General features: G+C 70.5%; 25 protein-coding genes and 1 tRNA gene. 13 read left to right on the top strand and 13 right to left on the bottom strand.

Annotated features, from left to right (window positions below; all coding sequences use genetic code 11):
- From ACYVOO_RS31355 to ACYVOO_RS31330, 6 genes are all read left to right on the top strand, one after another.
- Nucleotides 1-386, top strand: a 386-nt coding sequence (locus tag ACYVOO_RS31355; protein WP_461019089.1) for a hypothetical protein, incomplete at its 5' end; no start/stop codon positions are given.
- Nucleotides 383-577: a hypothetical protein gene (locus ACYVOO_RS31350; protein WP_461019088.1), complete on the top strand. Its 195-nt coding sequence runs from the start codon at nt 383-385 to the stop codon at nt 575-577. The genes ACYVOO_RS31355 and ACYVOO_RS31350, both read left to right, overlap by 4 nt.
- Nucleotides 574-861: a hypothetical protein gene (locus tag ACYVOO_RS31345; RefSeq protein WP_461019087.1), complete on the top strand. Its 288-nt coding sequence runs from the start codon at nt 574-576 to the stop codon at nt 859-861. Before ACYVOO_RS31350 ends, ACYVOO_RS31345 begins: the two co-directional genes overlap by 4 nt.
- Nucleotides 858-1,121, top strand: coding sequence for a hypothetical protein (locus ACYVOO_RS31340; protein ID WP_461019086.1), 264 nt, complete (start codon nt 858-860; stop codon nt 1,119-1,121). Before ACYVOO_RS31345 ends, ACYVOO_RS31340 begins: the two co-directional genes overlap by 4 nt.
- Nucleotides 1,118-1,324 (top strand): hypothetical protein, encoded by a 207-nt coding sequence (locus tag ACYVOO_RS31335; protein WP_461019085.1) that lies wholly within the window; start codon nt 1,118-1,120, stop codon nt 1,322-1,324. The genes ACYVOO_RS31340 and ACYVOO_RS31335 overlap by 4 nt, the downstream gene beginning before the upstream one ends.
- A 17-nt stretch (nt 1,325-1,341) precedes the next feature.
- Nucleotides 1,342-1,836 (top strand): hypothetical protein, encoded by a 495-nt coding sequence (locus tag ACYVOO_RS31330; RefSeq protein WP_461019084.1) that lies wholly within the window; start codon nt 1,342-1,344, stop codon nt 1,834-1,836.
- A gap of 428 nt (nt 1,837-2,264) precedes the next feature.
- Here the strand turns inward: ACYVOO_RS31330 and glxA are convergent, their stop codons facing one another.
- From glxA to ACYVOO_RS31310, 4 genes are all read right to left on the bottom strand, one after another.
- On the bottom strand, nt 2,265-4,253 hold the full coding sequence (gene glxA / locus ACYVOO_RS31325; protein ID WP_461019083.1) for a radical copper oxidase GlxA: 1,989 nt from the start codon (nt 4,251-4,253) through the stop codon (nt 2,265-2,267).
- Nucleotides 4,250-6,244, bottom strand: a complete 1,995-nt coding sequence (locus ACYVOO_RS31320; RefSeq protein ID WP_461019082.1) for a glycosyltransferase family 2 protein — start codon at nt 6,242-6,244, stop codon at nt 4,250-4,252. The genes glxA and ACYVOO_RS31320 overlap by 4 nt, the downstream gene beginning before the upstream one ends.
- 261 nt (nt 6,245-6,505) lie before the next feature.
- The gene (locus ACYVOO_RS31315; protein ID WP_461019081.1) at nt 6,506-7,252 is read right to left on the bottom strand and encodes a FadR/GntR family transcriptional regulator; all 747 of its coding nucleotides are present in this window, start codon (nt 7,250-7,252) and stop codon (nt 6,506-6,508) included.
- 42 nt (nt 7,253-7,294) lie between these two features.
- Nucleotides 7,295-8,452, bottom strand: a complete 1,158-nt coding sequence (locus tag ACYVOO_RS31310; RefSeq protein ID WP_461019080.1) for a winged helix DNA-binding domain-containing protein — start codon at nt 8,450-8,452, stop codon at nt 7,295-7,297.
- 161 nt (nt 8,453-8,613) lie between these two features.
- Between ACYVOO_RS31310 and ACYVOO_RS31305 the strand changes: the two genes are divergently transcribed.
- Nucleotides 8,614-9,204: a lytic polysaccharide monooxygenase auxiliary activity family 9 protein gene (locus tag ACYVOO_RS31305; protein ID WP_461019098.1), complete on the top strand. Its 591-nt coding sequence runs from the start codon at nt 8,614-8,616 to the stop codon at nt 9,202-9,204.
- A 116-nt stretch (nt 9,205-9,320) separates the two neighbouring features.
- On the opposite strand, the gene ACYVOO_RS31300 is transcribed toward ACYVOO_RS31305, so the two are convergent.
- A complete protein-coding gene (locus ACYVOO_RS31300; protein WP_453345653.1) occupies nt 9,321-9,914 on the bottom strand; it encodes a lytic polysaccharide monooxygenase auxiliary activity family 9 protein in 594 nt (197 codons plus the stop codon).
- Nucleotides 9,915-10,159: 245 nt separating this feature from the next.
- Here ACYVOO_RS31300 and ACYVOO_RS31295 point away from each other — a divergent pair, with 245 nt between their 5' ends.
- Nucleotides 10,160-11,176 (top strand): ABC transporter permease, encoded by a 1,017-nt coding sequence (locus ACYVOO_RS31295; protein WP_461019079.1) that lies wholly within the window; start codon nt 10,160-10,162, stop codon nt 11,174-11,176.
- A gap of 26 nt (nt 11,177-11,202) precedes the next feature.
- Nucleotides 11,203-13,017, top strand: a complete 1,815-nt coding sequence (locus tag ACYVOO_RS31290) for an AMP-binding protein (protein ID WP_461019078.1) — start codon at nt 11,203-11,205, stop codon at nt 13,015-13,017.
- Between the two features lie 86 nt (nt 13,018-13,103).
- Here the strand turns inward: ACYVOO_RS31290 and ACYVOO_RS31285 are convergent.
- The 6 genes from ACYVOO_RS31285 to ehuB all read right to left on the bottom strand — a co-directional run bounded on the left by ACYVOO_RS31285 (nt 13,104) and on the right by ehuB (nt 17,473).
- Nucleotides 13,104-13,177 (bottom strand) — tRNA-Lys (locus ACYVOO_RS31285).
- A gap of 143 nt (nt 13,178-13,320) precedes the next feature.
- Nucleotides 13,321-14,079: an IclR family transcriptional regulator gene (locus ACYVOO_RS31280; protein ID WP_461019077.1), complete on the bottom strand. Its 759-nt coding sequence runs from the start codon at nt 14,077-14,079 to the stop codon at nt 13,321-13,323.
- A gap of 257 nt (nt 14,080-14,336) precedes the next feature.
- Nucleotides 14,337-15,107, bottom strand: coding sequence for an ectoine/hydroxyectoine ABC transporter ATP-binding protein EhuA (gene ehuA / locus ACYVOO_RS31275; RefSeq protein WP_453345681.1), 771 nt, complete (start codon nt 15,105-15,107; stop codon nt 14,337-14,339).
- 40 nt (nt 15,108-15,147) lie between these two features.
- Entirely contained in the window at nt 15,148-15,798 is a 651-nt protein-coding gene (ehuD, locus tag ACYVOO_RS31270) for an ectoine/hydroxyectoine ABC transporter permease subunit EhuD (protein ID WP_453345649.1), read from the bottom strand.
- Entirely contained in the window at nt 15,795-16,550 is a 756-nt protein-coding gene (gene ehuC, locus ACYVOO_RS31265) for an ectoine/hydroxyectoine ABC transporter permease subunit EhuC (RefSeq protein ID WP_461019076.1), read from the bottom strand. The genes ehuD and ehuC overlap by 4 nt, the downstream gene beginning before the upstream one ends.
- A complete protein-coding gene (gene ehuB / locus ACYVOO_RS31260) occupies nt 16,547-17,473 on the bottom strand; it encodes an ectoine/hydroxyectoine ABC transporter substrate-binding protein EhuB (RefSeq protein ID WP_461019075.1) in 927 nt (308 codons plus the stop codon). The genes ehuC and ehuB overlap by 4 nt, the downstream gene beginning before the upstream one ends.
- 125 nt (nt 17,474-17,598) lie before the next feature.
- Between ehuB and ACYVOO_RS31255 the strand changes: the two genes are divergently transcribed.
- The gene (locus ACYVOO_RS31255) at nt 17,599-18,120 is read left to right on the top strand and encodes a DUF3830 family protein (protein WP_461019074.1); all 522 of its coding nucleotides are present in this window, start codon (nt 17,599-17,601) and stop codon (nt 18,118-18,120) included.
- Here the strand turns inward: ACYVOO_RS31255 and ACYVOO_RS31250 are convergent.
- Together ACYVOO_RS31250 and ACYVOO_RS31245 are read right to left on the bottom strand one after the other, a co-directional pair.
- A complete protein-coding gene (locus ACYVOO_RS31250; protein ID WP_461019073.1) occupies nt 18,101-19,528 on the bottom strand; it encodes an amidase in 1,428 nt (475 codons plus the stop codon). The two genes, ACYVOO_RS31255 and ACYVOO_RS31250, sit on opposite strands and share 20 nt — an antisense overlap.
- A gap of 154 nt (nt 19,529-19,682) precedes the next feature.
- Nucleotides 19,683-20,648 carry a D-2-hydroxyacid dehydrogenase gene (locus ACYVOO_RS31245; RefSeq protein WP_461019072.1) on the bottom strand — a complete coding sequence of 322 codons (966 nt, stop codon included), beginning with the start codon at nt 20,646-20,648 and terminating at the stop codon, nt 19,683-19,685.
- A 213-nt stretch (nt 20,649-20,861) separates the two neighbouring features.
- Here ACYVOO_RS31245 and ACYVOO_RS31240 point away from each other — a divergent pair, with 213 nt between their 5' ends.
- The 3 genes from ACYVOO_RS31240 (at nt 20,862) to ACYVOO_RS31230 (ending at nt 24,035) form a co-directional block, all read left to right on the top strand.
- Entirely contained in the window at nt 20,862-21,803 is a 942-nt protein-coding gene (locus tag ACYVOO_RS31240; protein WP_461019071.1) for a maleate cis-trans isomerase family protein, read from the top strand.
- Nucleotides 21,804-21,977: 174 nt separating this feature from the next.
- Complete coding sequence (locus tag ACYVOO_RS31235) at nt 21,978-22,718, top strand: maleate cis-trans isomerase family protein (RefSeq protein ID WP_461019070.1); 741 nt, start codon at nt 21,978-21,980, stop codon at nt 22,716-22,718.
- Between the two features lie 201 nt (nt 22,719-22,919).
- Nucleotides 22,920-24,035 (top strand): LLM class flavin-dependent oxidoreductase, encoded by a 1,116-nt coding sequence (locus tag ACYVOO_RS31230; protein ID WP_461019069.1) that lies wholly within the window; start codon nt 22,920-22,922, stop codon nt 24,033-24,035.
- Nucleotides 24,036-24,074: the final 39 nt, after the last annotated feature.

The raw sequence follows: 24,074 nt of genomic DNA, 5'->3' as shown, positions 1-24,074 counted from the left end.
AGAAACCCACCTGCCGACAAGACAGACAGGGCGCTCCGGTCCGACCCTACATCCCGTCGTATCTGGGTGACCGGGTGCTGGCGCGGCTCGGGCGGGAGTCGGGGGCGGTGATCCGGGACCCCTACGGGCGTCGGCTGACCTGGCTCGTCCCGCCGCGCGCGACGGAGGGGTGGGTGGTCCCCGAGACCTCGTGGGTGCAACTGCTCAGCACCACGCAGCACGTGACGGTTCCGCCCGGCTGGTGCACCCGTTCCGCCTCCCCGCACTGGATAAGGTCGTGGGCGGATCACGGGCTCACCGACGCGCGGCTGCTGTACGTCGTCCTCGACGCCGTCATCCGCGCCGAGCACGGGCCCCGCGAGCACGAGAGCAGGGCCGGGCGGTGAGCGCGCGGTGTTTCCGCTGCCGCCAGCGGCCGGGCACGGTGACCGTTCTTGAGCTGTACTCGGGTGACGAGCGGGGTGCGAGTCCGCAGACGCGCACGCGCATCGTTCCCGTGAAGGTCTGCGACCGGTGCGCGGCCGACATCGCCGTCGAGGACGAGGCCCGCGCCCAGAATCCGGAGGCGGCACGGTGACCGGGCACGGGCACGAGTGCGGCGTCGAGGACCCGGTGCACGAGGGCGACGTACGCGAACACGTCACCGCAGGAACGAGTCCCTACTACCGGCCGCTGTGGCTGTGCGCGCGGCACCGTCGCTACGTCGGGTACGCCCTGGACCGCATCGCCGTGACGGGTGAGGAGCTGGTCCGTGCCATCGCTGTCCTCTCCGGCGCGGGGAAACGCCGTACCGGCAAGGCTGAGCCTGATCCGGAAGACGAGCCCGCGCCGCCTGTCCTGCGGGTGGTGAGCCCGCCGTGAAGGGCCGTCCCGCCCCGGCCTGGCTGCTCGCGCCGGTCGAGGTGACCGCGCGCACCGTCCGCGTGGGCGACATCCTCGTCGTCGCCGGTGCCTACCGCGCCGTCGAGGACCTGCGCGCCGTGGGCTGCGAGCGCCGTCATCTCCTCTTCGTGGACGGCAGCACTCTGGTCATCGGCCCCGAACCTCTTCCCGTCCTCCGGCCGCAGACACCCCACCAGCTCGTGACCCGGTCGCCCCGGCTTTCGGGGTGGCGGCCGTGAGCGGGATGCCGGGGATCTGCGCCTGGTGCCGCTGCTGGACGGAGGAAGGCCGCCCAGACCAGTGGGTGACCGCCTTGTCCGGCCCGGACCAGCCCGTCCTCGCCTGCCCGCTGTGCCCGCCGGGGCGGCGCGAGCAGATCGCCTCCATCACCGTGCTCGCCGCACTCATCGTCGTCCTTCTCTACGTCACCGTCACCCACTGACTTCCAGGAGCAGCCCCGTGCCCCGTGACCACACCGTCCTCATCCCCGCCGACCCCGAGGACGTCTTCTACGACCCCCACGGCTGGGCCACCACAGCGGGCTTCCCCGTCGCCGTCCTGGAAGGCCAGCAGGCGCACTTCGTGATGCGCCGCATCCAGGACCGCGCCGTACGCCTCATGTACGAACTGCCGCACGGGACCGCCTTCCTCACCAGCTACCCGCGTCCCCTGCCGTCCGGACAGGTCATCGAGATCATGGAAGGCAACCTCGCCACCCTCCTCACCGGCTACGCCTGCCACGCCCTCCGCCTGCGCGAGAAGGGCGAGCGCATCACCGTCAACGGGGAGGCACGCGACTGCCTGTCCACCCTCCTCGCGCCCCGGCACTGGTGGCACGCCCGGCATGCCCGGATCGGCAAGGCTCTTGAACACCAGGGCCGCACCGTCATCCTCACCGCACCCCTCGTCGGCGGACGCACCCTCCAACTGGCCACCGTCACACCCCCGGGCTGACCCACACACGCCCGTCCCCTGGGGGAACCGTCGGCAGCGGTCCAGGGGACGGGTCCCACGTCCTGGCGGGGACGGCACCCGCCCCGGCGGGTGGACACGCCAGGACACCCGGCCGTCCGCGCCCTGGCCCCCGTCGCGGACGGCCGGGGCTGCTGCTCTCGTACGAGAGCGGAGAGCGTCGCTGATGGCCCGGCGTCTGTGGAGGATGCGGTCGGGCCGTGGTTCGGCGGGCGGCACCCGCGATACCGCCGTCCTCCCGAACCAGCGCCTCGCCTCAAAGAACCCCGCCCTCAACTCCTCAAAACCCACGATCCCCGCAACTCCCTGAACTCCAGGGTGTCGCGGGGATCGCTGGAACCCGCCAAGGGCGAGGGGCCCTTCCTCATGTGCGTGAGGTGCGCGATGTGTGCGCCGGAGACGTCACCACGTCACGGGGACTCGGCGACCGTCGTCGGGGACTGGGCCGTCGGCGACGTGGGGACCTTGACCCACAGGGACTCCGACGGCAGCCCCTTGCCGTCGACCGCCGTGACCATCCACCAGCCGGGCGGGACCAGCGAGGGGTCCTCGGGCAGGGTGACGGAGACGCCGTCGTCCGTACGCTCGAAGTCCAGTGCCACGGAGGACTGCTCGACGTTCGTGACGTGCGTGAAGGAGCTGGGCCGCATCAGGCGCATCTTCTTGATGTCCTTCGCGTCCTTGCTCTTGAACGACACACTGCCCCCGAGCCGGACCGTCTTGCGGGCCTTCCCGTCGTCCTTGAGTTCCGGGCGCTCGCCGCTCTTGTGCAGGTACGGCGGGGTGTAGATGTCGATCTGCTGCTCGAAGGTGCCCGGTTTGGTATTGGCCGCGTCGCCGTAGAGCGAGTCGGAGCCGAACGTCATCACGCGCCCGTCGGGCAGCAGCAGCGCGCCCGAGTGGTAGTTGCGGCCCACCAGCGGATCGGCCACGCCCTTCTTGGCGTTGGTCCTCGGGTCGTAGATCTCGGCCTTGAGGATGTTGCTGTCGCTGCGCCCCCGGTAGTCCCCGGAGCCGTTCGTGGTCAGCACCGTGTCGTCCGGGAGGATGACGCTGCTGGGGTAGCGGGCCTTGGCGTAGAGGTCGGGCCCGTCACGGAAGCGCGGCGCGTCCTCCTTGAGGTCCACGATGCGGGTCTTCTCGGTGGCCTTCTTGGACTCGCCGACGCCGCCGCCCCCGAGCACCATGTACCTGCGGTCCTGGGTGGGCGGGAGCGGCACGGTCATGGCCGTCTCCAGCGCGTCCGGGTCGCTCATGCCGGGGATCTTGCGGAAGCCGTTGGTCTCCAGGTTCCAGATGCCGGGGGTGCGGCCCTTGTCGGCGGGCCCGTAACCGGCGTTGGCGCCGGAGTAGAACAGCTCGTTGTCGTCGGTGAGGTGCAGGGAGGGGTACGTCGGGAAGAAGCGCGTCCTGGGCAGGTACGACCACTTCTTCGTGTCCGGGTCGTAGATCTCGTTCTTGCCGGGGACGACCTGCCCGATCTCGTCGAGCCCGGAGACCGAGAGGACCTTGCCGTCCTCCAGGGTGGTCAGCGTCGGGTACCAGCGCGCCTCGTTCATCGGGTCGACGGTGATGTAGCGCTCGGCTACGGGGTCGAACTCGTAGGCGTCCTTGATCCCCTGGAAGTCCTTCTTGTCGAAGGAGAGCTTCTGGGCGATGCCGTAGATGTTCTTCCGCTCGGCGCCCCGCAGACCCTGCACCCGGTAGTTGTCCTCGGTGCCCGTCTGGTACTTCTTGCCCTCCTTCTCGGCCTCCACGTAGACCCGCGCGAAGCTGGGGGTGACCTTGACCTGGCCCGTGACCGGGTCGGCCGTCTTCTTGGCGCGGGGGACGAGGACGTTGTCCTTGGCGACGAACGTCTTGCCGTTGTCCCTGCCCGTGAAGCGGGTGCCCGCCTTGAGGGTCTTGGCGCGGTCCGGGCTCTCGTTGTGGACGATCATCAGGCCGCCGGCCTTCTTCACGTCGCCGCCGAGCTTCTCGTAGCGCTGCGTGCCGCCCGCGACCAGCAGCTTGCCGTCGGGAAGCTGGGTGTGCCCGGCGCAGAAGAGGTCGTTGGGGGTGGGGATGTTCTTGAAGGTGTTCTTCTCCGGGTCCCACAGGACCGTCCGGAAGGTCTTCGCCTTGAACTGCTTCGCGTCGTTGCCCGAGCCCGCCACCAGCAGGACCTTGCCGGTGTGGAGCAGCGCCGCGTGGATCGTGTTGATCTTGTACTTCTCGGGGACGTCGACGGTCTGCCAGTGCCCGTTCTCGGCCTTGTACTCCGGCTGGTTGATCTTGTACTCGTGGTACTGCTCCGAGGCGAAGCCGTAGAGCGCGGGCCCGTTGAAACCGGCGATCACGAGGACCACCGCCGCACCGATCGCTATGCGACGGGTGCGGCGGGTCGGTCGGTACTTCATTGCTTGCGTCCCCCAAGGGCGGTGTGCATGGTCTCGTCAGGAGTGGCGGCCCAGCTCGGCGGCTGCTCTTGAGGGAGCGGCTGCCGCAGCGAGTTCGGCTGCGCCTGTGGCTGTGCCTGCGCCTGCGCCTGTGGCGCCTGCTCCTGACGTTCCCGGCGCTCCTGTCTGCGCTTCTTCTTCTCGGCGCGGACGGTGAACCGCCAGCCGATGATCGGCGCCGCCGTGATGAGCATGGCGAGCGCGGCCCACGTCAGCATCGCGGGGTGGTCGTGGCCCAGGTAGAAGGAGCCGCCCAGCGAGCCGCCGAAGACGAGGATGAAGAAGAGGTGCACCCGGAAGGTGCCGAAGAGGGTGTCGGGGCTGGCCGAGTCGCCCTTCGGGGTCACCACGAACTTGCTCTTGCGGCGCAGCACCGTGTCGAAGAGGGAGCGTGCGTAGATGGGCGCCGACAGCGCGGACATCAGCATCCCGGCGAGGCCCCCGGAGCCCTCCGGCTCGTGCGGGGAGACGTTGTGGCGCCGGTTCCAGACGTAGAGGCCGATCTGGAGCGCCGTGGCGTTGCCGTACAGCGCCATCCACACGGCGGGGTCGATCTGCACACCCGAGGCGCCCAGGCCCAGGAAGAGGGCGCAGCTCAGGGCCGCGAGGATCCAGTTCAGCGCCGAGATCGGGTAGAACAGCATCAGCATCGTGTAGTTGAAGAGCTTCCCCGGGCCGAGGGTGAAGACGCCCCTGCCGTACTGCTTGAGGATCGTCTCGTAGGTCCCGCGCGACCAGCGCAGCTGCTGGGTGAAGAAGTCCGTCCAGGCGTTGGGGCCCTCGCCGACGGCGAGCACGTCCGGGGTGTAGACCGAGCGCCACTTGTTGCCCGTCGCGGAGTTCTTGGCGCGGTGCATCTCGAAGCCCGTCGCCATGTCCTCCGTGATGGAGTCGTAGAGGCCGCCGATGCCCTTGATGGCGCTGATGCGCACGGCGTTGCTGGTGCCGACGAACATGGGCGCTTCGTAGCGGTTGCCCGCGCGCTGGATGAGGGCGTGGAAGAGGAACTGCTGGCTCTCGGCGGCCTTGGTGACGAAGTTGTCGTAGTTGCCGTAGACCTGCGGCCCGATGACGAAGCCGACGTCCGGGTCGCGGAAGTAACCGAGCATCCGCTCCAGGTAGTTGGGCAGCGGCACATGGTCGGTGTCGACGGAGGCGAAGTAGTCGTACCGCGCGCCGTGCGCGGCCAGCCAGGCGTTGTAGTTGCCGTGCTTGGTCTTCGCGCGGTGCGGGCCCTTCTCGCGGTTCCACTCGGGCACGCCCTTGCGGGAGAAGTGGTGGACGCCCAGCCTGGCGCAGACCTCCTTGACCTCGGGGTCGTCGCCCTCGTCGAGCAGCCAGACGTGCAGCAGCCCCCGGTGCCGGATCTTCACGGCGGCTTCGAGGGTCTTCGTCACCATCTCGATCGGCTCCTTGCCGGGCACGAACGAGGTGAGGAAGGCGACCTTGGTACCGGATTCGGGGACCACGGGTATGGGGTCTCTCGCGACCAGCGTGGCGTGTGCGTTGGAGAGCACGTTGAGGGTGCGGAACAGCTCGATGAGGCCGATGGAGACCAGCATGACGATGTCGAGCTTCAGCACCAGGTCCGAGACCTCGCCCGCGTCGCGCTGCGTCCAGTGCTGGGGCTGCATCAGCCAGACCAGCAGCCCGGCGGAGACGAGCGGCGCCAGGCACAGCAGCACGGCGGCCCTGACGCGGTGCGGCTCGTCGGCGAGCAGGCTGCGGTAGCGGACGCGGTAGGGCTTGTCCGGGTCGGGCTGGGTGAGGGGGCCCGCGAGACGGCTGTAGTGCTCGTAGTCGTAACGGGGCAGGGCCTTGGGTGACCAGCGCAGACCGCGGCCGTTGGTGCCGCGCGGTCTGTGCTGGCGCGGTATGCGCAACTGGGCGGTCTGCGACGGGTCGTAGCCGGGCTGCTGTTGCCGGGCACTGTGTGGCGGTGTCGACGTCATGAGTCCATCCCCCCGCACGCAGTGTGCTGCGTGTGCTCGTACGTGCCCGCGTCCTTCTGGTCCCCCGGCCCGGGCGCGGCGCGCGACGGCCGCCACTGAGTCAGACAAGGCCGGGCCGCCGCGCGGTTGCATGGTGACCGTCGCCGATTGCGTACGGGCGTCGTCCCCGGCTCCGGTCCCCGCACCGGATCTTGGCGAATCGGCGAATCTCCAGCAGGTTCCCCGAGTCGCTACGGGAGCGCAAGGCCGGAAAGACGCTGTTTACCCGCGAAGGGGCGGGATTGCCGTAGCAGATGTGACGGACGCGTCATCAATTCGAGTGGACTGTGTGGGAACCGTGGAGCGAAGCCGTGCGCGGATGTTGTCGAAGTGCTCGCGCACTGCGGCCTCGGCCCGCAGCACGTCCCCCGACTGCACGGCGGCGAGGATCTCCGCGTGCTGGTCACGGGTGGTCTTGGGGTCCTGATGGAGATCGGCGAGGTCGGTCCGCACGCGGTGGAAGGCGTCCCAGAAGGCGTCGAGGACCTCGCTCAGCAGGGTGTTGCCCAGACCGCGGTAAAGGGCGATGTGGAAGGCGCGGTCCGTACCGGCGCGCACGCCCCCCGCGTCCGCCTCCTCGCCCATCCGTGCGACCAGTTCCTGGAGTTCGTCCAGATCCGTCTCGGGCGCCGGCCCGCTCACCAGCCGGGCGATGAGCCCGGTCTCTATCGCCTCGCGCAGCTCCAGCAGCTCCGACAGGCTGTCCTCGCCCCGGTAGTGCGCCGCGACGGTGCGGAAGGTGAGGCCCTCGATCATCGGGGCCATGTCCATCGCGCCGACGTAGGTACCGAAGCCGTGCCGGATCTCGACGATCCCCATCGCCTGGAGCGCCTTGAGCGCCTCGCGCACGGAGTTGCGGCTGACGCCGAGCTGTTCCATCAGCTCGTTCTCGGTGGGCATCGGGGCCCCGGAGGGCAGTCTCCGGTCGACGATCAGCTTCTTGATCCGCTCCTGGATCTCACGTGCCATTCCCCGGTTGTTCACGTCGCCCTCCCAGTGACCGTGGACATCCTACGTCCGGGGCGGTGCGGTGAAGCTGACGGTGCGTGTCACTCCCGTGCCCGAGGTGCCCGGCGCGCCCGTGGAGCCCGACGAGCCCGGCGAGCCCGTGGCGAAGGCGAGCAGCCGTTCGCCCTCCTCGGCCAGTTCCCGCTCCTCCGCGTCGGAGAGCCACCGGAAGGGCGTCACGGTCAGCGTCGCGGCGCCCCGGCTCTCCCCGGTCTGCCACGTCCCGCACACCGCGCCGTCCAGCAGCACGGTGCCGGGGACCTGGCCGTTGCGGCTCGCGAGGTGCGCGCGGTCGCGCTCGTCGATCAGCCGGGTGCGGTCGGCGTGCGCGAGGACGAGGTTGTCGTACTCGGCGACGAAGCGCGGCGGCACGGGCAGCTCCGGGTCCGGGCGCGGCGCCTCCGGCACGTCGAACAGTTCGCGTCCCGACCCGTCCGTGAAGACCCTGAGCTGTGGCCGCAGCCGCTCCATGACCTCGCCCAGCCTGGTCAGTCCCGACCACTGCTGCGCGTCCATGACCGAGGCGGGCCCGAACGCGCGCAGATAGCGCAGCAGGACGGTCTCGACGCACGGTTCCTTGGCCATGGGTCTGCCGAGCCAGGTCTCGGCCGCCGCGTACACCGGAGCGCCCGCGCGCCCCCACACGCCCCTCGGGGGGATCTGCACGACGGGGGCGAGATGGCGCACCACCTGGGAGAGCATGCGCGGGTCGCGCCCCGGCCAGCGCTCCTGGAGCAGCGTGCCCAGCTCGGCTGCCGGGCGCGGGCTCTCCCGTACGAGGGGGAGCCCGGCGTCGGCGATCTCCTGGGGGTCGGTCCCGGCCAGCTCGGCGCGCCATCGGCTCCGCACGGCCCGCTCGTACAGCGGCCGGGTCAGCGGCGCGAGCTGGACGCAGTCGCGGGCGCTGAGGAGGTGGACGGTGCCGCGCATCACGCTGACGCGGACGGCGCTGCGGTCCAGCAGCAGGGCCGACAGCTCCTCGGCCCGGAAGTCGGCGAGGCGGGACCAGAGCCCGAAGTAGGGCGGCCTGGGCGCCTGCGCCTGGAGGCCGACGAGGTGTTCGACGGCGTCCAGCGCGGTCATCCGCGCCCGCTCGGTGAGCAGTTGACGTGCGAGGAGGGCGCGGCCGAGGGCGCGTGGGGTGAGGGTCGCGGGGAGCATACGGCGAGTTTCGCGGACGCCGGTCCCCTTTCGCCATGTGAAGGTGCGACTTCCCCCACTATTGGTCTGGACATGCCTAATTGACGGCGCTAGCTTCAGAGTTGGTCTGGACCAGCTCTCGCAACCCCTCACGTTCTTAGGAGCGCGGCATGCGACGAAGGATGCGAAGCAGGATCACCACGGGCCTGGCCGTCCTCGGCATCGCGGGAACGTCGGTGCTGGTCACCGGCGGCCCCGCGCAGGCGCACGGCTACTCGACCACCCCGCCCAGCAGGCAGATGTACTGCGCCAACGGCACCGTGACCGGCTGCGGTCAGATCCAGTGGGAGCCCCAGAGCGTCGAGGGCCCCAAGGGCTTCCCCGCCTCAGGGCCGCGCGACGGCACCATCTGCGCGGGCGGCAACGCGCGGTTCGCCGAACTGGACGACCCGCGCGGCGGACAGTGGCCCACCACCAAGCTGACGGCGGGTCAGAGCTACACCTTCACCTGGCGGAACACGGCGCCGCACGCGACGACGGACTTCCGCTACTACATCACCAAGGACGGCTGGGACGGCAGCCGCAAGCTGACCCGCGCGGACCTGGAGACCGCGCCGTTCCTCACCGTCCCCATGAACGGCCGTCGGCCCGGCTACACGGAGAGCCACTCGGGCACGCTGCCGAACAAGTCCGGCAGGCACCTCATCCTCGCGGTGTGGACGATCGCGGACACGGGCAACGCCTTCTACGCCTGCTCGGACGTCCGCTTCTGACCGCTGCGCGGCCTCTCGGGCGCTCGGCGGGAAGGGGCCGGGCCGCGGGATTCCCGCGGCCCGGCCCGCATCGCGTCGCCCGGCTTCCTCGCCGCCAGGGTTCCTTCCGCTCCGGGTCAGAACTCGACGTCGGAGCAGGCGTAGAACGCGTTCGCCGTGTCGGCGATGTTCCACACGCTCAGGATCAGGTGCTTGCCCGTCTTCCCCTCGGGGAGCTTGCCCTCGGCGCTCCACTGCGACGGCGGCTGCTCGCCGTTCATCGGCACCGTCAGGAAGGGCTCGGGCTCCAGGTCGGCGCGGGTGAGGGGCTTGCTCGGGTCCCAGCCGTCCTTGGTGACGTAGTAGCGGAAGTCCGTCGTCGAGTGCATGGCCGTCAGCGACCATGTGAAGGTGTGGTTCGCGCCCGCCGTCAGCTTGGTGGTGGGCCACTCGCCGCCGCGCGGGTCGTCGAGCTGCTTGAAGCCCTCGTTGCCGCCCGAGCAGATGGCGCCGTCCTCCGGGCCCGCCTCAGGGAAGCCCTTGGGGCCCTCGACGCTCTGCGGCTCGTGCTGGATGGGCCCGCAGTCGCTGACGGTGCCGTCGGCGCAGTGCGACTGACGGCTGGTGGGGTCGGTGCTGAAGCCGTGGCCCTGGGCCGAGCCGCCGGTGAACAGCATGGCCGCTCCGCCGAGCCCGAGCCCGACGACGGCCGCGGTGATCCTCTTGCGCATGCTCGCTCCTGGTGATCGTGGGGGGATCGGAGTGCACTGAGGTACTGCGGTCTAGACCAGCCGCGAATCTAACCTCTGGTTCTTCGTCATGTCCAGACCAATGTTCGGGTCAATGTTCAGATCGACGTTCAGATCGACGTTCAGCCCGACGCCCGGAGGAGTTCCGTTCACCCGCCCGCCCCTTCCCGCGTGGCGCGCGGACATTGCGGTATGCATGGGGTAAATCGCCGAAGAAGGACTTTCCCATGCGCAACTCTCCCCTCGTCGCCGAGCTGCGGGACGCGATCACCCCCCGCGCCTTCCTCCTCATGACGGCCGTCTTCCTGGTCCAACTGGGCTTCCTGCTCTCGTACATCGGCTCGTTCCACCACCCGGAGCCCCAGCGCGTCCCCCTCGCCGTCGCGGCCCCGCAGCAGGTGGCGGACAGGTTCGACGCGCTTCCCGGCGAGCCGCTGGACACCACCGTCGTCAAGGACGAGAAGGCGGCCCGCGAGCGCGTCGAGCAGCGGAAGGCGGAGGCCGCCTTCGTGGCCGACCCGCGCAGCTCCAAGGACACCCTCCTCGTCGCCTCGGCGACGGGCAGCTCGGTCACCGAAGCGGTGACCAAGGTCGTCAAGGAGGCGTCGGCCAAGGAGAACCGGCAGGTCGCGGTGTACGACATGGTCCCGGCGCACGAGCAGGACCAGGGCAGCCTGACGGCGTTCTACCTCGTCATCGGCTGGCTCGTCGGCGGCTATCTGGCCGCCTCCATGCTGGGCGTCACGGCGGGCGCCCGCCCGGCCAACGTCCGCAGGGCCGTCATCCGGCTCGGCGTCATGGCGGTCTACGCGGTCCTGTCCGGCATCGGCGGCGCCGTCATCGTGGACCCCGCGCTGGGGGCGCTGCCAGGTCACTTCTGGGCGCTGACCTGGCTGGGCACGCTGATCGTCTTCGGTACGGGCGCCGTGACCATCGCGCTCCAGGTCCTCTTCGGCGTCATCGGGATCGGGCTGGCCATCCTGATCTTCGTGGTGCTCGGCAACCCCAGCGCGGGCGGCGCCTACCAGAGCAGCATGATCCCGCCCTTCTGGCGCGCAATCGGCGACTGGCTCACCCCGGGCGCGGGCACCCACGCCGTCCGCAATATCGCCTACTTCCACGGCAACGCGCTGACGGGGCCGCTGTGGGTGCTGGCCGCGTGGGCGGTGGCCGGAGTCGTGCTGGCCCTGCTCGGCGCCACCCGCGAACGCCGCGAGACCCGCCGCGAAGGGCTCCCCATCTGACGCATCGTCAACTATGGTGCGCGCCCATGAGCGCACCGCACACCGACGAGCCCGCTCACGCCGACCGCCCGCACGCCGACCGCGCGCACGTCGACCGCGCGCGGGCCGTCACCGTCGACGAGCTGATACGCGCCGGATGGGACGACCACAGCCCCGGCGGCCTGCGCTTCGAGGGCGAGGCGTACAGCCACCACGCCTTCACCGCCGCCGCGGCGGCCCGTGCGGCGCTGCTCGCGGACCTGCTCCCGCGCGGGGCCGAGCCGCACGTGGGTCTGCTGCTCGACAACATCCCCGAGTACCCGATGTGGCTCGCCGCCTGCGCGCTCGCCGGGGCCACCGCGGTGGGGATCAACCCCACCCGGCGCGGCGCGGAACTGGCCCGCGACATCGCCCACACCGACTGCGCCCTCCTCGTCACCGAGCGGACCCACCTCCCGCTCCTGACCGGGCTCGGACTCGGAACCGGAGCCAGGGCCGGAACCGGGCCGCCCGGTTCCCCGCGCGCCCCGCGCTCCCTGCGCACCCTCGTCACCGACGAGCCCGCCTGGGCCGAGCTGCTGCGCCCCTACGAGGGCGCGCGGCCAGGCGAGGCGACGCTGCGGAAACCGGAACCGGGGCGCCGGATGCTGCTCACCTTCACCTCGGGCTCGACGGGCGCACCCAAGGCGGTGATCGTCAGCCAGGGGCGGCTCGCCGCCGCGGGCCAGGCGCTGGTGCGGCAGTTCGCGGTGCGCCCGTCGGACGTCCACTATCTGTGCATGCCGCTCTTCCACGGCAACGCCGTGATCGCGGGCTGGGCCCCGGCCCTCGCGGGCGGCGCCTCCGTGGCGCTCTCCCGCCGCTTCTCCGCCTCCCGCTTCCTGCCCGAGGTCCGGGCGCACGGGGCGACCTACTTCACCTACGTGGGCCGCGCCGTGCAGTACCTGCTGGCCACCCCCGAGCGCCCCGACGACGCCGACAACCCCCTGCGCCTCGGCTTCGGCACCGAGGCGGGCCCGGTCGACGCGGCGCGGTTCACGGCCCGCTTCGGCGTGCGGCTCGTCGAGGGCTACGGCTCGTCCGAGGGCGGCGCCGCCATCCAGCACGCACCCGGAGCCCCGCCGGGCGCCGTCGGCCGCGCCGCCGAGGGCGAGGACCTGGCCGTCGTCGACCCGGAAACCGGCGAGGAGCGCCCCCGCGCCAGGACAGGCCCGGACGGGAAGCTGCTGAACGGGAACGAGGCGATCGGCGAGCTGGTCAACAGGGGCGGCGGGCGCCGCCGCTCCCTGTTCGAGGGGTACTGGAAGAACGAGGAGGCAGCCGCCGCCCGTACGCGCGGGGGCTGGTACTGGACGGGTGACCTCTTCTACCGCGACGAGGAGGGCTGGTTCCACTTCGCTGGCCGCGCCGACGACCGTATCCGCGTCGACGGGGAGAACCTCGCGGCGGCCGTCATCGAGAACATCCTCGCCCGCTTTCCCGCCGCGGCCTCGGCCGCCGTCTACGCCGTGCCCGACCCCGTCTCTGGCGACCAGGTCATGGCCACCCTCGCGCTGGCGGAGGGTGCCGTCTTCGACCCCGTCGCGTTCACCGGGTTCCTGGCCGGGCAGGGCGACCTCTCGACGAAGGCGGCCCCGCGCTACGTCCGCGTCGTGCGGCGGATGCCGGTCACGGCGACGAACAAGATCCAGCGTGCGGCGCTGCGCGGGGAGGGGTTCCGGTGCGCGGAGCCGGTCTGGTGGTGCCCGTACGAGGGGGAGACGGCGCCGGGCACCGCGTACCGCCCGCTCACCGCCACGGATCTCGCTGAGCTGGCCGGGCGCTACCGCGCGCACGGGCGGGAGGAGCTGCTGGAGCGCTGAGCACGCGGTCGTACGTCGACGTACGCGGCCGAGCCTGTGGAGACACGACTGAGGCCCCCCGCTCTCGCGAGGGGCCTCAGTTTCTGTGCGCCGCCAGGGACTCGAACCCCGGACCCGCTGATTAAGAGTCAGCTGCTCTAACCAACTGAGCTAGCGGCGCGGGTGCCTGCCGTTTCCGGCTGACAGAAGAAATACTACCCCCTTCCGGGGGGTGCTTCCGACCAAGATCGGTGCCACGCGCGCGGGCGCGCGCGAGCCCAGCGCGGGGGCAGGGGGGAGCGGCCGGAGAGGGGCCGGAAGGGCTCAGAGGGAGAGCGAGAGCAGCACCGGAGCCGCCCTCCGGCTCAGCGTCTCGGCCGCCCTGCGCAGCCGGTGCGCGTGCTCCACCGGCAGGGACAGCGCGAGGCAGCCGACGGAGGCCCCGGCCGTGATCGGCACCGCCGCGCAGACCGTGCCCACCGCGTACTCCTGGAGATCGAGGACGGGAACCGTCGGCGGCTGGCGCTCCAGGGTGTTCAGCAGCAGTGCCTCGTCCGTGATCGTCCGCGAGGTGAGACGCGCTGTCTTGTGGCGGGAGAGGTGGTCCTTGCGGCCGTCGTGGTCGAGCTGGCCCAGCAGGCACTTGCCGATCGCGGTGGCGTGCACGGCCGAGCGGAAGTCCACCCACTGGTTCACGGCCGGGGTGCCGGGGCCGTCCATGACCTCGGCGATCTCCAGCTCGCCGTCGCGGTAACGGCTGTAGTAGACGGCGGCGCCGACGGAGTCGCGGAGATCGGCCAGGGTGCGCTGGAGCCGCTCGCGCAGTGCCCGCTCCCTGTCGCCTCCCGAGCCCAGCACGACGAGGGACTCGCCGACGACGAAGCTGCCGTCCTCGAGGCGCTCGACGTAGTTCTCGCGGCGCAGCATCAGCAGCAGATGTGCGAGGTGCCCGGGTGGGAGGCCCGTCTCGTGGGAGAGCGCGTCCTCGGTGATGCCGTCGCGCTGCCTGGCGACCGCCTCCAGCACGCGCAGCGCGTACTGCACCGAGTGGAACGGCGCGGTTGGCTCGGGCCTGAGCGCCACGGTGGCCTCCTTGGAGGGTGTGACCGTTTGCGCCGTGACCGTCGCGTCCTGTCACGGCAGTGCTTCTCACGATAGCGGTGAAGTGGGGCTGCCGAAGGAGTTGTCGCTGCTATCGGCATATGCCGTTGGCGGGAGCCACAACGGTCCTGGCGCCGGGCCGGGCCGGGGCCAGGCAGCGCGCGACGGGCGCGGTCCCTCGGGAGAGAGGGGCCGCGCCCGTCGTACGCGCCCGGCGGGCCGGGTCCGGAGAACAGCTCTCAGAGGACCGCGCTCAGGAACTCGCGGGTGCGCTCGTGCTCCGGGTCGCTGAAGATCTTCTCCGGGGAGCCGGACTCGATCACGCGGCCCGCGTCGAACATCAGCACGTCGTCCGAGATGTCGCGCGCGAAGTTCATCTCGTGGGTGACGCACAGCATGGTGATGTCCGTCGTGTGCGCGATGTCGCGCAGCACGTCCAGGACGCCCGCCACCAGTTCGGGGTCCAGGGCCGAGGTGACCTCGTCCAGCAGCAGCACCTGCGGGCGCATGGCCAGCGCGCGGGCGATGGCCACGCGCTGCTGCTGGCCGCCGGAGAGCTGCGAGGGGTACTTGTCGATGTGTTCAGTCAGGCCGACGAGTTCCAGCAGCTCGCGGGCCCGCTGCTCGGCCTCGTCCTTGCCCAGCCCGAGGACGTGGACCGGCGCCTCGGTGATGTTCCGCAGGACCTTCATGTTGGGGAAGAGGTTGAACTGCTGGAACACCATGCCGATGTTCTTGCGCACCTCACGGGAGTGCTTCTCGCCCGACGGGACGAGCTTGCCGTTCTTCTCCTCGTGGGTGAGGTAGTCACCGGCGACCTTGATCGTTCCCTCGTCCGGCTTCACGAGCGTCATCAGCAGCCGCAGGATCGTCGTCTTGCCCGATCCCGAGGGGCCGATGAGGGTGACGTGCTTGCCGGAGGCGACGTCGAAACAGAGGTTGTCCAGGACGACGTTGCTGCCGAACCGCTTGGTGACGTTGTCGAACTTGATCAGTTCGCTGCCGTCCACGGTGGGGTTCGGGGTCTCTTTCGAGGTGCTGTTGCTGTTGTCAACGGACAAGACGACGCTCCAGGGCTCGCATAAGCAGGGATGCCGGGTAGGCGATGAGGATGAAGGCGATGCCGATGACCGTGATCGGCTCCGTCGGCTGGAAGGTGTCCGCGCTGAACTGCCGTGCCTGGCCGAGCAGTTCGAGCGCGCCGATGGTGGCGATCATCGGGGAGTCCTTCAGCATCGCGACGACGTAGTTGCCCAGCGCGGGCACCACGCGGCGGATCGCCTGCGGCAGGATCACGGCGCCCCACGTGCGGCCGGGCGGCAGGCTCAGCGCGGTGGCGGCCTCCCACTGTCCGACGGGAACGGCGTCGATACCGGCGCGGTAGACCTCGGCGGTGTACGTCGAGTAGTGCAGGCCGAGGCCGATGACACCCGTGACCAGCGCCGAGAAGGTGATGCCCCACTCGGGCAGCACGAAGTAGAGGAAGAAGAGCTGCACCAGCAGCGGGGTGTTGCGGACGAACTCGGTGACCACGTTCACCGGCCAGCGCACGGCCTTGAACCGCGAGCGCTGCGCCATGGCCCAGACGAGTCCGAGGGCGAAGGCGATCAGCGAACCGAGCACCAGCGCCTGGAGTGTGAGGAGTACGCCGTCCCAGAAGTACGGCATGAAATCGCCGACGGCCGACCAGTCCCAGCTCATGCGGTACCCCCTCCACCGGCGGCGGTCTGCCGCGCCGCCTGGTCCGTCTCAGCGCGCGCTTCGAGCTTGCGCGTGCGGAATCCCTGTTTCCGGGGCGCCTGCCCGAGGCCCGCCTTCGCGTGGCGTTCCAGCACGCGCATGCCGCGGGTGAGGACGAACGCGAGGACGAAGTACATGACCAGGATGATCGTGTAGACCGGGGCGCTCTGGCCGAGCGCGTTGCGCACCAGCGAGGCCCCGAAGGTGATGTCGCCGACGCCCATGATCGAGACCAGCGCCGTGCCCTTGAGCAGCTCGATCAGCAGGTTGTTGGCCGGCGGGATCATTTCCGGCCACGCCTGCGGCAGGATGATCTTGGTGAGTCGCTGCCACGGGCTGAAGCTGAGCGCGATGCCCGCTTCCCGCTGCGCGGGGGCGACGGCGGCGATGGCGCCACGGACGATCTCCGAGCCGTACGCGCCGTAGGACAGCCCGAGCGCCAGCACGGCCGCCCACATGGGCACCAGCTGCCAGCCGAGCGCGACCGGCAGCACGAAGAACAGCCAGAACATCAGCACCAGCGCCGACGTGCCCCGGAAGATCTCCATGTAGAGGCCGGAGAGGAAGCGGACGATCCACAGCCGGTTCGTCCTGGCCACGCCCACCACGAAGGCGACGGAGGCACCGAGTGCGGCGCTGTAGACGGTGAGCTGGATCGTGACCCAGACACCCTTCAGCAGGAGTTCCCACAGACCCGCTGTCAGCTCGGTCATTTGCAGCGCTCCTTAGCCGTCATGTCCGTCATCTCGCCCTCCAGGAATCCGAAGGGCTTCATGACGCGCAGGAGTTCACCGCTCTTCTTCATCTTCCGCAGTTCCGCGTTGAAGGCGTCGCGGAGATTGTCCTCGCCCTTCCTGAACGCGAAGGCTCCGGTGCCCAGATCGGGCTTGCCGTCCAGAGTGGGCGTGAATGCCTCGGTGTACTCGGCCCGCTTGCTCTTGGTCTGCTTGACCACATTGCGGACCGTCACCGCGGTTCCCGCGAAGACGTCGGCCCTGCCCTGTTCGACGGCCAGCAGTCCCGCGAGCTGGTCCTGGAGCAGCATCATGCTGTCCTGTTCGACGCCCGCGTCCTTGGCGTAGTCGATTTCGGCATAACCGACGCCGGTCGCCATTTTGGCTCCGGTCTTCTTGATGTCCTTGTATGTGCGCAGATTCTTCGGATTTCCCTTGCGCACGATGAACGCGTCCGGCATCTCGTACTCGGGATCGGCGAAGAGCACCTGCCCGCAGCGCTCGGGCGTGATGTACATGCCCGCCGCTACCACGTCGTACTGCTGCGAGTTCAGACCCGGGATGAGCGAGTTGAACTCGGTGGGCAGCGGCTGCACGCTGGCGATGCCCAGCCGCTCGAAGATGACGCGGGCGATGGCCGGGGAGGACCCGGTCAGCTCGCCGTCCTTGTCGATGTAGCTGTAGGGCTGTTCACCGGCGATGCCCAGCCGTACGGTCCCTTGGGCCCTCAATCGTTCCAGTAGATCGCCCCCGTTCGCGGCGTCGGCGCTGGAGACACGGCTGCACGCCGTCGTCGCTCCGAGCGCTCCCACCGCACCCAAAGACGCCGCTCCTGCGAGCAGGGAGCGGCGCGTGAAACCTCTTCCGGCACTTCCGGTGTTGTTCCCTCGTGGTGGAGCCATGGGCGCGCGGCTACCCAGTTAAGCCGAAGATATGCGGATCGTTTCCGGCCCTTGATGGGGTCGTTGTGGGGTTGACATTTGCGTCACTATTGACACGTAAATGACCAACCTCATGCGGAGGCACCATGGCCGATCGCTTCATTGAAGTCTCGCTGGACAAGCGGGGAGTGAGCTGCACAGCCAAGCTGCTCGACGACAGGGCGCCGATCACTTGTGAGGCGGTGTGGAACGCGCTTCCGCTCGGCGGAGACGTGTACCACGCCAAGTATGCCCGCAACGAGATCTACGCCCTCATCCCGCCCTTCGCCCCTGAGGAGCCGCCGCTGGAGAATCCCACTATCACTCCCATTCCGGGAGACCTCTGCTATTTCACGTTCTCCCACACCCAGTTGGGCACCGCGTCCTACGGATATGAGGCAGCGGCCGAACAGCAGGGCGGCAAGGCCGCCCATGCCGAACGGGCCACCGTCATCGATCTCGCGCTCTTCTACGAGCGCAACAACCTCCTGATCAACGGCGATGCCGGGTGGGTTCCCGGCATCGTCTGGGGAGCGGTCGTGGACGGTCTCGACGAGATGGCCGAGGCGTGTCAGGACCTCTGGCGCGCCGGAGCGCTCGGCGAGACGCTCAACTTCCGGCGGGCGTAACGAGAGAGGCGAGCGCGGGGGCCGGAATGTCCGCGGCCCCCGCCTCGTACAGCGCCTGCGCGGCGCGCAGCACCAGGTCGTCGCGGTGGCGCGCGGCCACGAGCTGGATGCCGACCGGCAGCCCGTCGGCGTCCACCCCGCAGGGGACGGAGGCGGCGGGCTGCTGCGTCATGTTGAACGGGTAGGTGAAGGGCGTCCAGCCCGTCCAGCGCGTGTGCGGGGAGCCCTCGGGCACTTCACGTCCGGCCCCGAAGGCGGTGATCGGCAGCGCGGGCGTCACCAGCAGGTCGTACGTCTCGTGGAAGGCGCCCATCGCCTTGCCCAGCGCCATGCGGACGTCGACGGCGGCGAGGTAGTCGAGGGCCGTGGCCCGCGCCCCCTCCTCGCAGATCTCGCGCAGACCGGGGTCCAGGGCCGCGCGCTGATCTTGGCTGAAACTCTCCGTCACGCGTGCGGCCCCCGAGAACCAGAGTGTATGGAAGGCATCCACGGGGTCAGCGAGGTCCGGATCGGTCTCCTCGACGTGCGCGCCCAGCTCCACGAGCCGCTCCACGGTGCGCCGCACGGCGGCGGCCACCTGCTGGTCAACGGCCACCTGACCGCCGAAGCTGGGCGAGTACGCGACGCGCAGCCCCTCCACGCCCCCGGCGAGCCCGTCGCGGAAGCTGTGGGTCACCGGGCCGAGCTGGGACCAGTCGCGCGGGTCGGGGCCCGTGATCACGTCCATCAGCAGCGCGGCGTCCGCCGCGTCCCGGGTCATGGGGCCCACGTGCGCGAGGGTGCCGAAGGCGCTCGCGGGGTAGATCGGGACCCGCCCGTACGTCGGCTTCATCGCGAAGATCCCGCAGAAAGCGGCCGGGATGCGGACCGAGCCGCCCCCGTCCGTGCCCAGGCTCAGCGGCCCCGCTCCCAGCGCGACGGCCGCAGCGCCGCCGCCGCTGGAACCGCCCGCCGTGCGCGACGGGTCGTACGGGTTGCCCGTCGCACCGTGCCGGGGGCTGTCGGTGACGCCCTTCCAGCCGAACTCGGGCGTCGTCGTCTTGCCGAGGAAGACCGCGCCGTGCTCGCGCAGCCGTGCGACGGAGGGCGCGTCCTCGTCCCAGGGGCCCTCGTCGCCGACGGCCCACGAGCCCTTGTAGGTGGGACCGCCCTTCTGGAGCAGGATGTCCTTCACCGTCACGGGCACCCCGTCGACCAGTCCCCGCGGCTGCCCGCGCCGCCACCGCTCCTCGGACTCCCTGGCCTGGCCGAGCGCCTGCTCGGCGTCGATGCGGACGAAGGCGTTCACGTGCGGCTGCGTGGCTTCCGCGCGCTCCAGCGTCGCGCGGGCCGCCTCGACGGGGGAGAAGTCCCCTGCCGCGTACCCGGCGACGAGCTGGGTCGCGGTGAGAGTGGTGAGATCCGACATGGCGGCACCTTCCGGTGAGAGTGACGGAACGCTGTGGAACACCCGCGTGCTGGCCTGGCTACGTACTTGCGTGGCTACGTACCTGCCTGGCTACGTACCTGCCTGGCTACGTACCTGCCTGGCTACGTACCTGCCTGGCTACGTACCTGCGTGGCTACGTGCTCGGTACGTAGCCGAGGCCCTTGTCGACCACGTTCAGCAGGGGCTCGCCCGCCTCCCACCGGTCGAAGTTGTCGAGGAACTGCTCGGCCAGGTCGTCGCGCCAGCCCAGCGTGTCGCCGCTCATATGGGGCGAGATCAGCAGTCCCGGCACGTCCCACAGCGGGCTGCCGTCCGCCAGGGGCTCCTGCGCGAAGACGTCGAGCGCGGCGCCCGCGATCCGCTCGGCCCGCAGCGCCTCGACCAGGTCGTCCTCGACGACGTGCTGGCCCCGGCCGACGTTGATGAAGCGGGCGCCCGGCTTCATGCGGGAGAAGGCCGCCGCGTCGAAGAGGCCGCGCGATTCCTCGGTGAGCGGGGCAACGCAGACCACCCAGTCCGCCTCGCCGAGCAGCGTCGGCAGAGCCGCGTTCCCGTGGACCCGGCCGAATTCCGGATCGGTGTCGCGAGCTGTACGGCCAACGAGGTCGACTGTGACACCCAGTGCCATAAGTGTGCGGCCAATTGTGCGGCCAATTGGGCCCGAGCCGACGACCAGCGCACGAGTACCGCCCACCCGAATTGTCTCCCGGTGTCGCCACGTCCTCCGGCGCTGCAATTCCCAGCTTCCGGGGAAATCTTTGGCCATAGCTAGAACGAGTCCGGCCACGTATTCGGCAATGGGCTGGTCAAAGACTCCCCTGGCATTCGTGATGACCGTGTCCGGGGAGGCGGACAGCTCGGGCAGCAGCCGGTCCACCCCCGCGCTCGGCGTGTGCACCCAGCGTGGCCTGGGGCCCTCGCCAGGCCACGCCTCCCGCACCGCGGCGGACAGGAAATCCCAGACCAGAAGCACATCGGCCTCCGGGAGATGACCGGCGAGGGACTTCTCGTCGGCGTGTACGACGCGTGCGCGCCCCCGGAGCCGATCGAGCCTGGGCAGGGGCTCGGCGTCGAGGACAAGAACACAGGTTTCGGACATAGGCAGGAAACCATTTCGAAACGAGGGTGCGGTTGGCTGATCGAGCAAGGCGGGATCTTGCAGCAGATGCGAGGATTGACCACGGTAGGGAGCGCAAACTACCTTCGTCAACAAAGGCATCTGTCCCTGCGTCCCGGCTTCTGTCCGGCTTTCCTTTTCCCCCTTCTGCTGGCTTCTGGCCGCAGGCCACCCCTCCGTTCTTTGGGGCTCGAAATGGATGTCTCCTTCCTCGGCGGACCGCAGCCACAACGCGGTGTCGGAATCGTCGCACCCTTCGACTTCGCACTGGACCGTGAGCTGTGGCGCTGGGTTCCGGACGACGTATCCCTGCACCTCACGCGCACTCCTTTTGTCCCCGTCGAGGTAAGCCTCGACCTGGCCCGCCTCGTCAGCGAACACGAAACGCTGCGCGAGGCCGTACAAGCGCTGGTGGCGGTGGCTCCGGAAGTCCTCGCCTACGCGTGCACGTCCGGCAGCTTCGTGGGCGGCATCGAGGGAGAGCGGGCGATGAGCGCCGCGATGGCCCAGGCCGGTGAGCTGCCCTCCCTCACCACCTCCGGCGCCCTCCTCGACGCCCTTGAGGAGATCGGCGCACGGCGTGTCGCGGTGGTCACCCCGTACACGAAGTCGGTCACCGACTCGCTGGAGGAGTTCCTCGGCGAGGCCGGGATCGCGGTCACGGGGCGCAGCTATCTCGGGCTGACCCGCGAGATCTGGCGGGTGCCGTACCGCGACGTCGTGGACATGGCCCGCGAGGCGGCCGTGGACTCGCCGGACGCGCTCTTCATCAGCTGCACCAACCTTCCGACGTACGACGTCATCCCCCAGTTGGAGGCGGAGCTGAGGATGCCCGTCCTCTCCGCGAACCAGGTGACGATGTGGGCGGCGCTGCGGCGCGTCGGCAAGCAGGCCGTCGGCCCGTACCAGGCGCTGCTCGACCCCGTCGCGCGACGCGGCCCGGCGGCGATGGCACCTTCGCCGCCGGAGCCCTACGGGGTGAGCGAACCGTCCGTCCCCGCCGCGTCCGAGCCCGCAGAGCCGGAGCCGGAGGCGGCCCTCGCGGGCGCGGGCACCGAGAGCGCGGAGCCCATGGAGGGGCACGACCCCTCGTCGCCCCTCCCCGACGAGTGGGGCGGCGCGCAGCCGCCCGTGTAGGCGCCCGTACGGGGGCGCCCCCGCGACCCGCAACACCCGTAACCCCGTAACCCGTACCCCACCGGAACGAACACGGCGCCGGGCCGACAGCCCGGTGCCCCTTCCATGCCCACGGACACACAGCAGGGCAGCACAGCACAGCAGGGAACAAGGTCAACGCTTCGGGAGGCGTAGATGGCGAACGCGGCAGAGCCCACGCGGGCGGTCGGATTCCTGTACCCCGGCTATTCGGCCGAGGACGACTACCCCCGGCTGGAGGGCATCCTGGCCGAGGCGGGCACCGAGGTACGGCTGCCGCTGGTGCACACCGACATCGGCGAGGACGCCCACCGCGTGGACGCGCTGCTGGAGATGGGCTCGGCCGGGCGGCTGGCCGACAAGGTCGCCGAGGTCAAGGAGCACGGCATCCAGGCGGTCGTCTGGGCCTGCACCAGCGCCAGCTTCGTCTTCGGCTGGGACGGCGCGCACGAGCAGGTGCGCGAGCTGTCGGCGACGGCCGGGCTCCCCGCCTCCAGCACGTCCTTCGCCTTCGCGGGCGCGGTACGCGGGCTCGGGGCCGAGCGGGTCGCCATCGCGGCGACCTACCCGGAGGACGTGGGCGAGCTGTTCACCGGGTTCCTCAAGGCGGCGGGCGCCGAGGTCGTCTCGATGCGCGGCAGTGGCATCATCACGGCGGCCGAGGTCGGCACCTGGGGCAAGGACGAGGTCCTGGCACTGGCGCGGGGCGGCGACCACCCCGAGGCGCAGGCGGTACTGCTCCCGGACACGGCACTGCACACCGCCGCCTGGATCCCCGACCTGGAGGAGACGCTCGGCAAGCCCGTACTGACCGCCAACCAGGTCACCGCCTGGGAGGGGCTGCGCCTCCTGGACACGAAGGTGCGCTGCCCGCGCCTGGGCACCCTCTTCTCCTGACGACAGCACGTCCACGGCACGCCTGCCATGGCCGTACCGCCCCGGCCCCGCGCCGGAGCGGTACGGCCATTCGCATTCTTTGTCCGTACGGCCGTGTCCCGCACCCCGTGGCCCGTCGCACACGCGCACCGGGAAGAGACGGGGGACGCGCGGGGTTGTCATCTGCTGTACGGCACAGCAGAACGAGAGGCGGGGCCAACGGTGAGCGACGCGCACGCGCACGGCACGAACGACAGCACGGAGACGGCCCAGGACCCCATCAGGGGCGAGGCGCGGGGCACGGCACCCGTCGCGCTGTCCGTGCTGGACCTGGCGAACGTCGGCGTCGGGCACACCGCGACCGACGCGCTGCGCGCCTCCACGGAGACCGCGCGCCTGGCCGAGAGCCGCGGCTTCACCCGCTACTGGGTGGCCGAGCACCACTCCATGCCGGGCGTCGCCAGCTCCTCGCCCGCCGTGATCCTCGCCCACCTCGCCGCGCACACCCGCCGCATCCGGCTCGGCTCCGGCGGCGTCATGCTGCCCAACCACGCCCCGCTGGTGATCGCCGAGCAGTTCGGCACGCTGGAGGCGCTCGCTCCGGGCCGCATCGACCTCGGCCTGGGCCGCGCGCCCGGCACCGACGGCGCGACGGCCGCCGCGCTGCGCCGCTCGGACAAGCTCCGCGAGGGCGCCGACGAGTTCCCGCAGCAGCTCGCCGAACTGATCCGCTTCCTCGACGACGACTTCCCCGACGGCCACCGCTACGCGCGCATCCACGCCGTGCCAGGACCTGTCCAGGGCGGCGACGGCGGACGTCCGCCGGTCTGGCTGCTGGGCTCCTCCGGCTTCAGCGCGCAGCTCGCGGGCCAGCTCGGGCTGCCCTTCGCGTTCGCCCACCACTTCTCGTCGGCCAACACCATCCCGGCCCTGGACCTCTACCGCGAGACGTTCCGCCCCTCCGCCGTGCTGGACGAGCCGTACGCGCTGATCGGCGCCGCCGCGCTCGCCGCCGACGACGAGAAGGAGGCCCGGCGTCAGGTGCTCACCGGGGCGCTGTCCATGCTGCGGCTGCGCACGGGGCGGCCTGGGCTGATACCGACGCCCGAGGAGGCCGAGGCGTACACGTTCAGCGCGGTCGAGCGGGACTTCGTCGACGGCTGGCTCGGCAACGTCGTGCACGGTACGCCTGACGCGGTACGGGACGGGCTCGACGCGCTGGCCAAGCGCACCGGCGCCAACGAACTGATGATCACCGCCAACGCCCACACCCCTTCGGCCCGCGTCCACTCCTACGAACTCATCGCCGACGCCTACACCCTCCCCGACCAGCCCTGACCTCCTGCGCGGGGGTGCGCAGCCCCGGGGTGCCCCTTG

Source organism: Streptomyces daliensis (assembly GCF_054782395.1).
The sequence above is the reverse complement of the archived record's forward strand: the minus strand, read 5'-3'. Positions and strand labels throughout refer to the sequence as shown.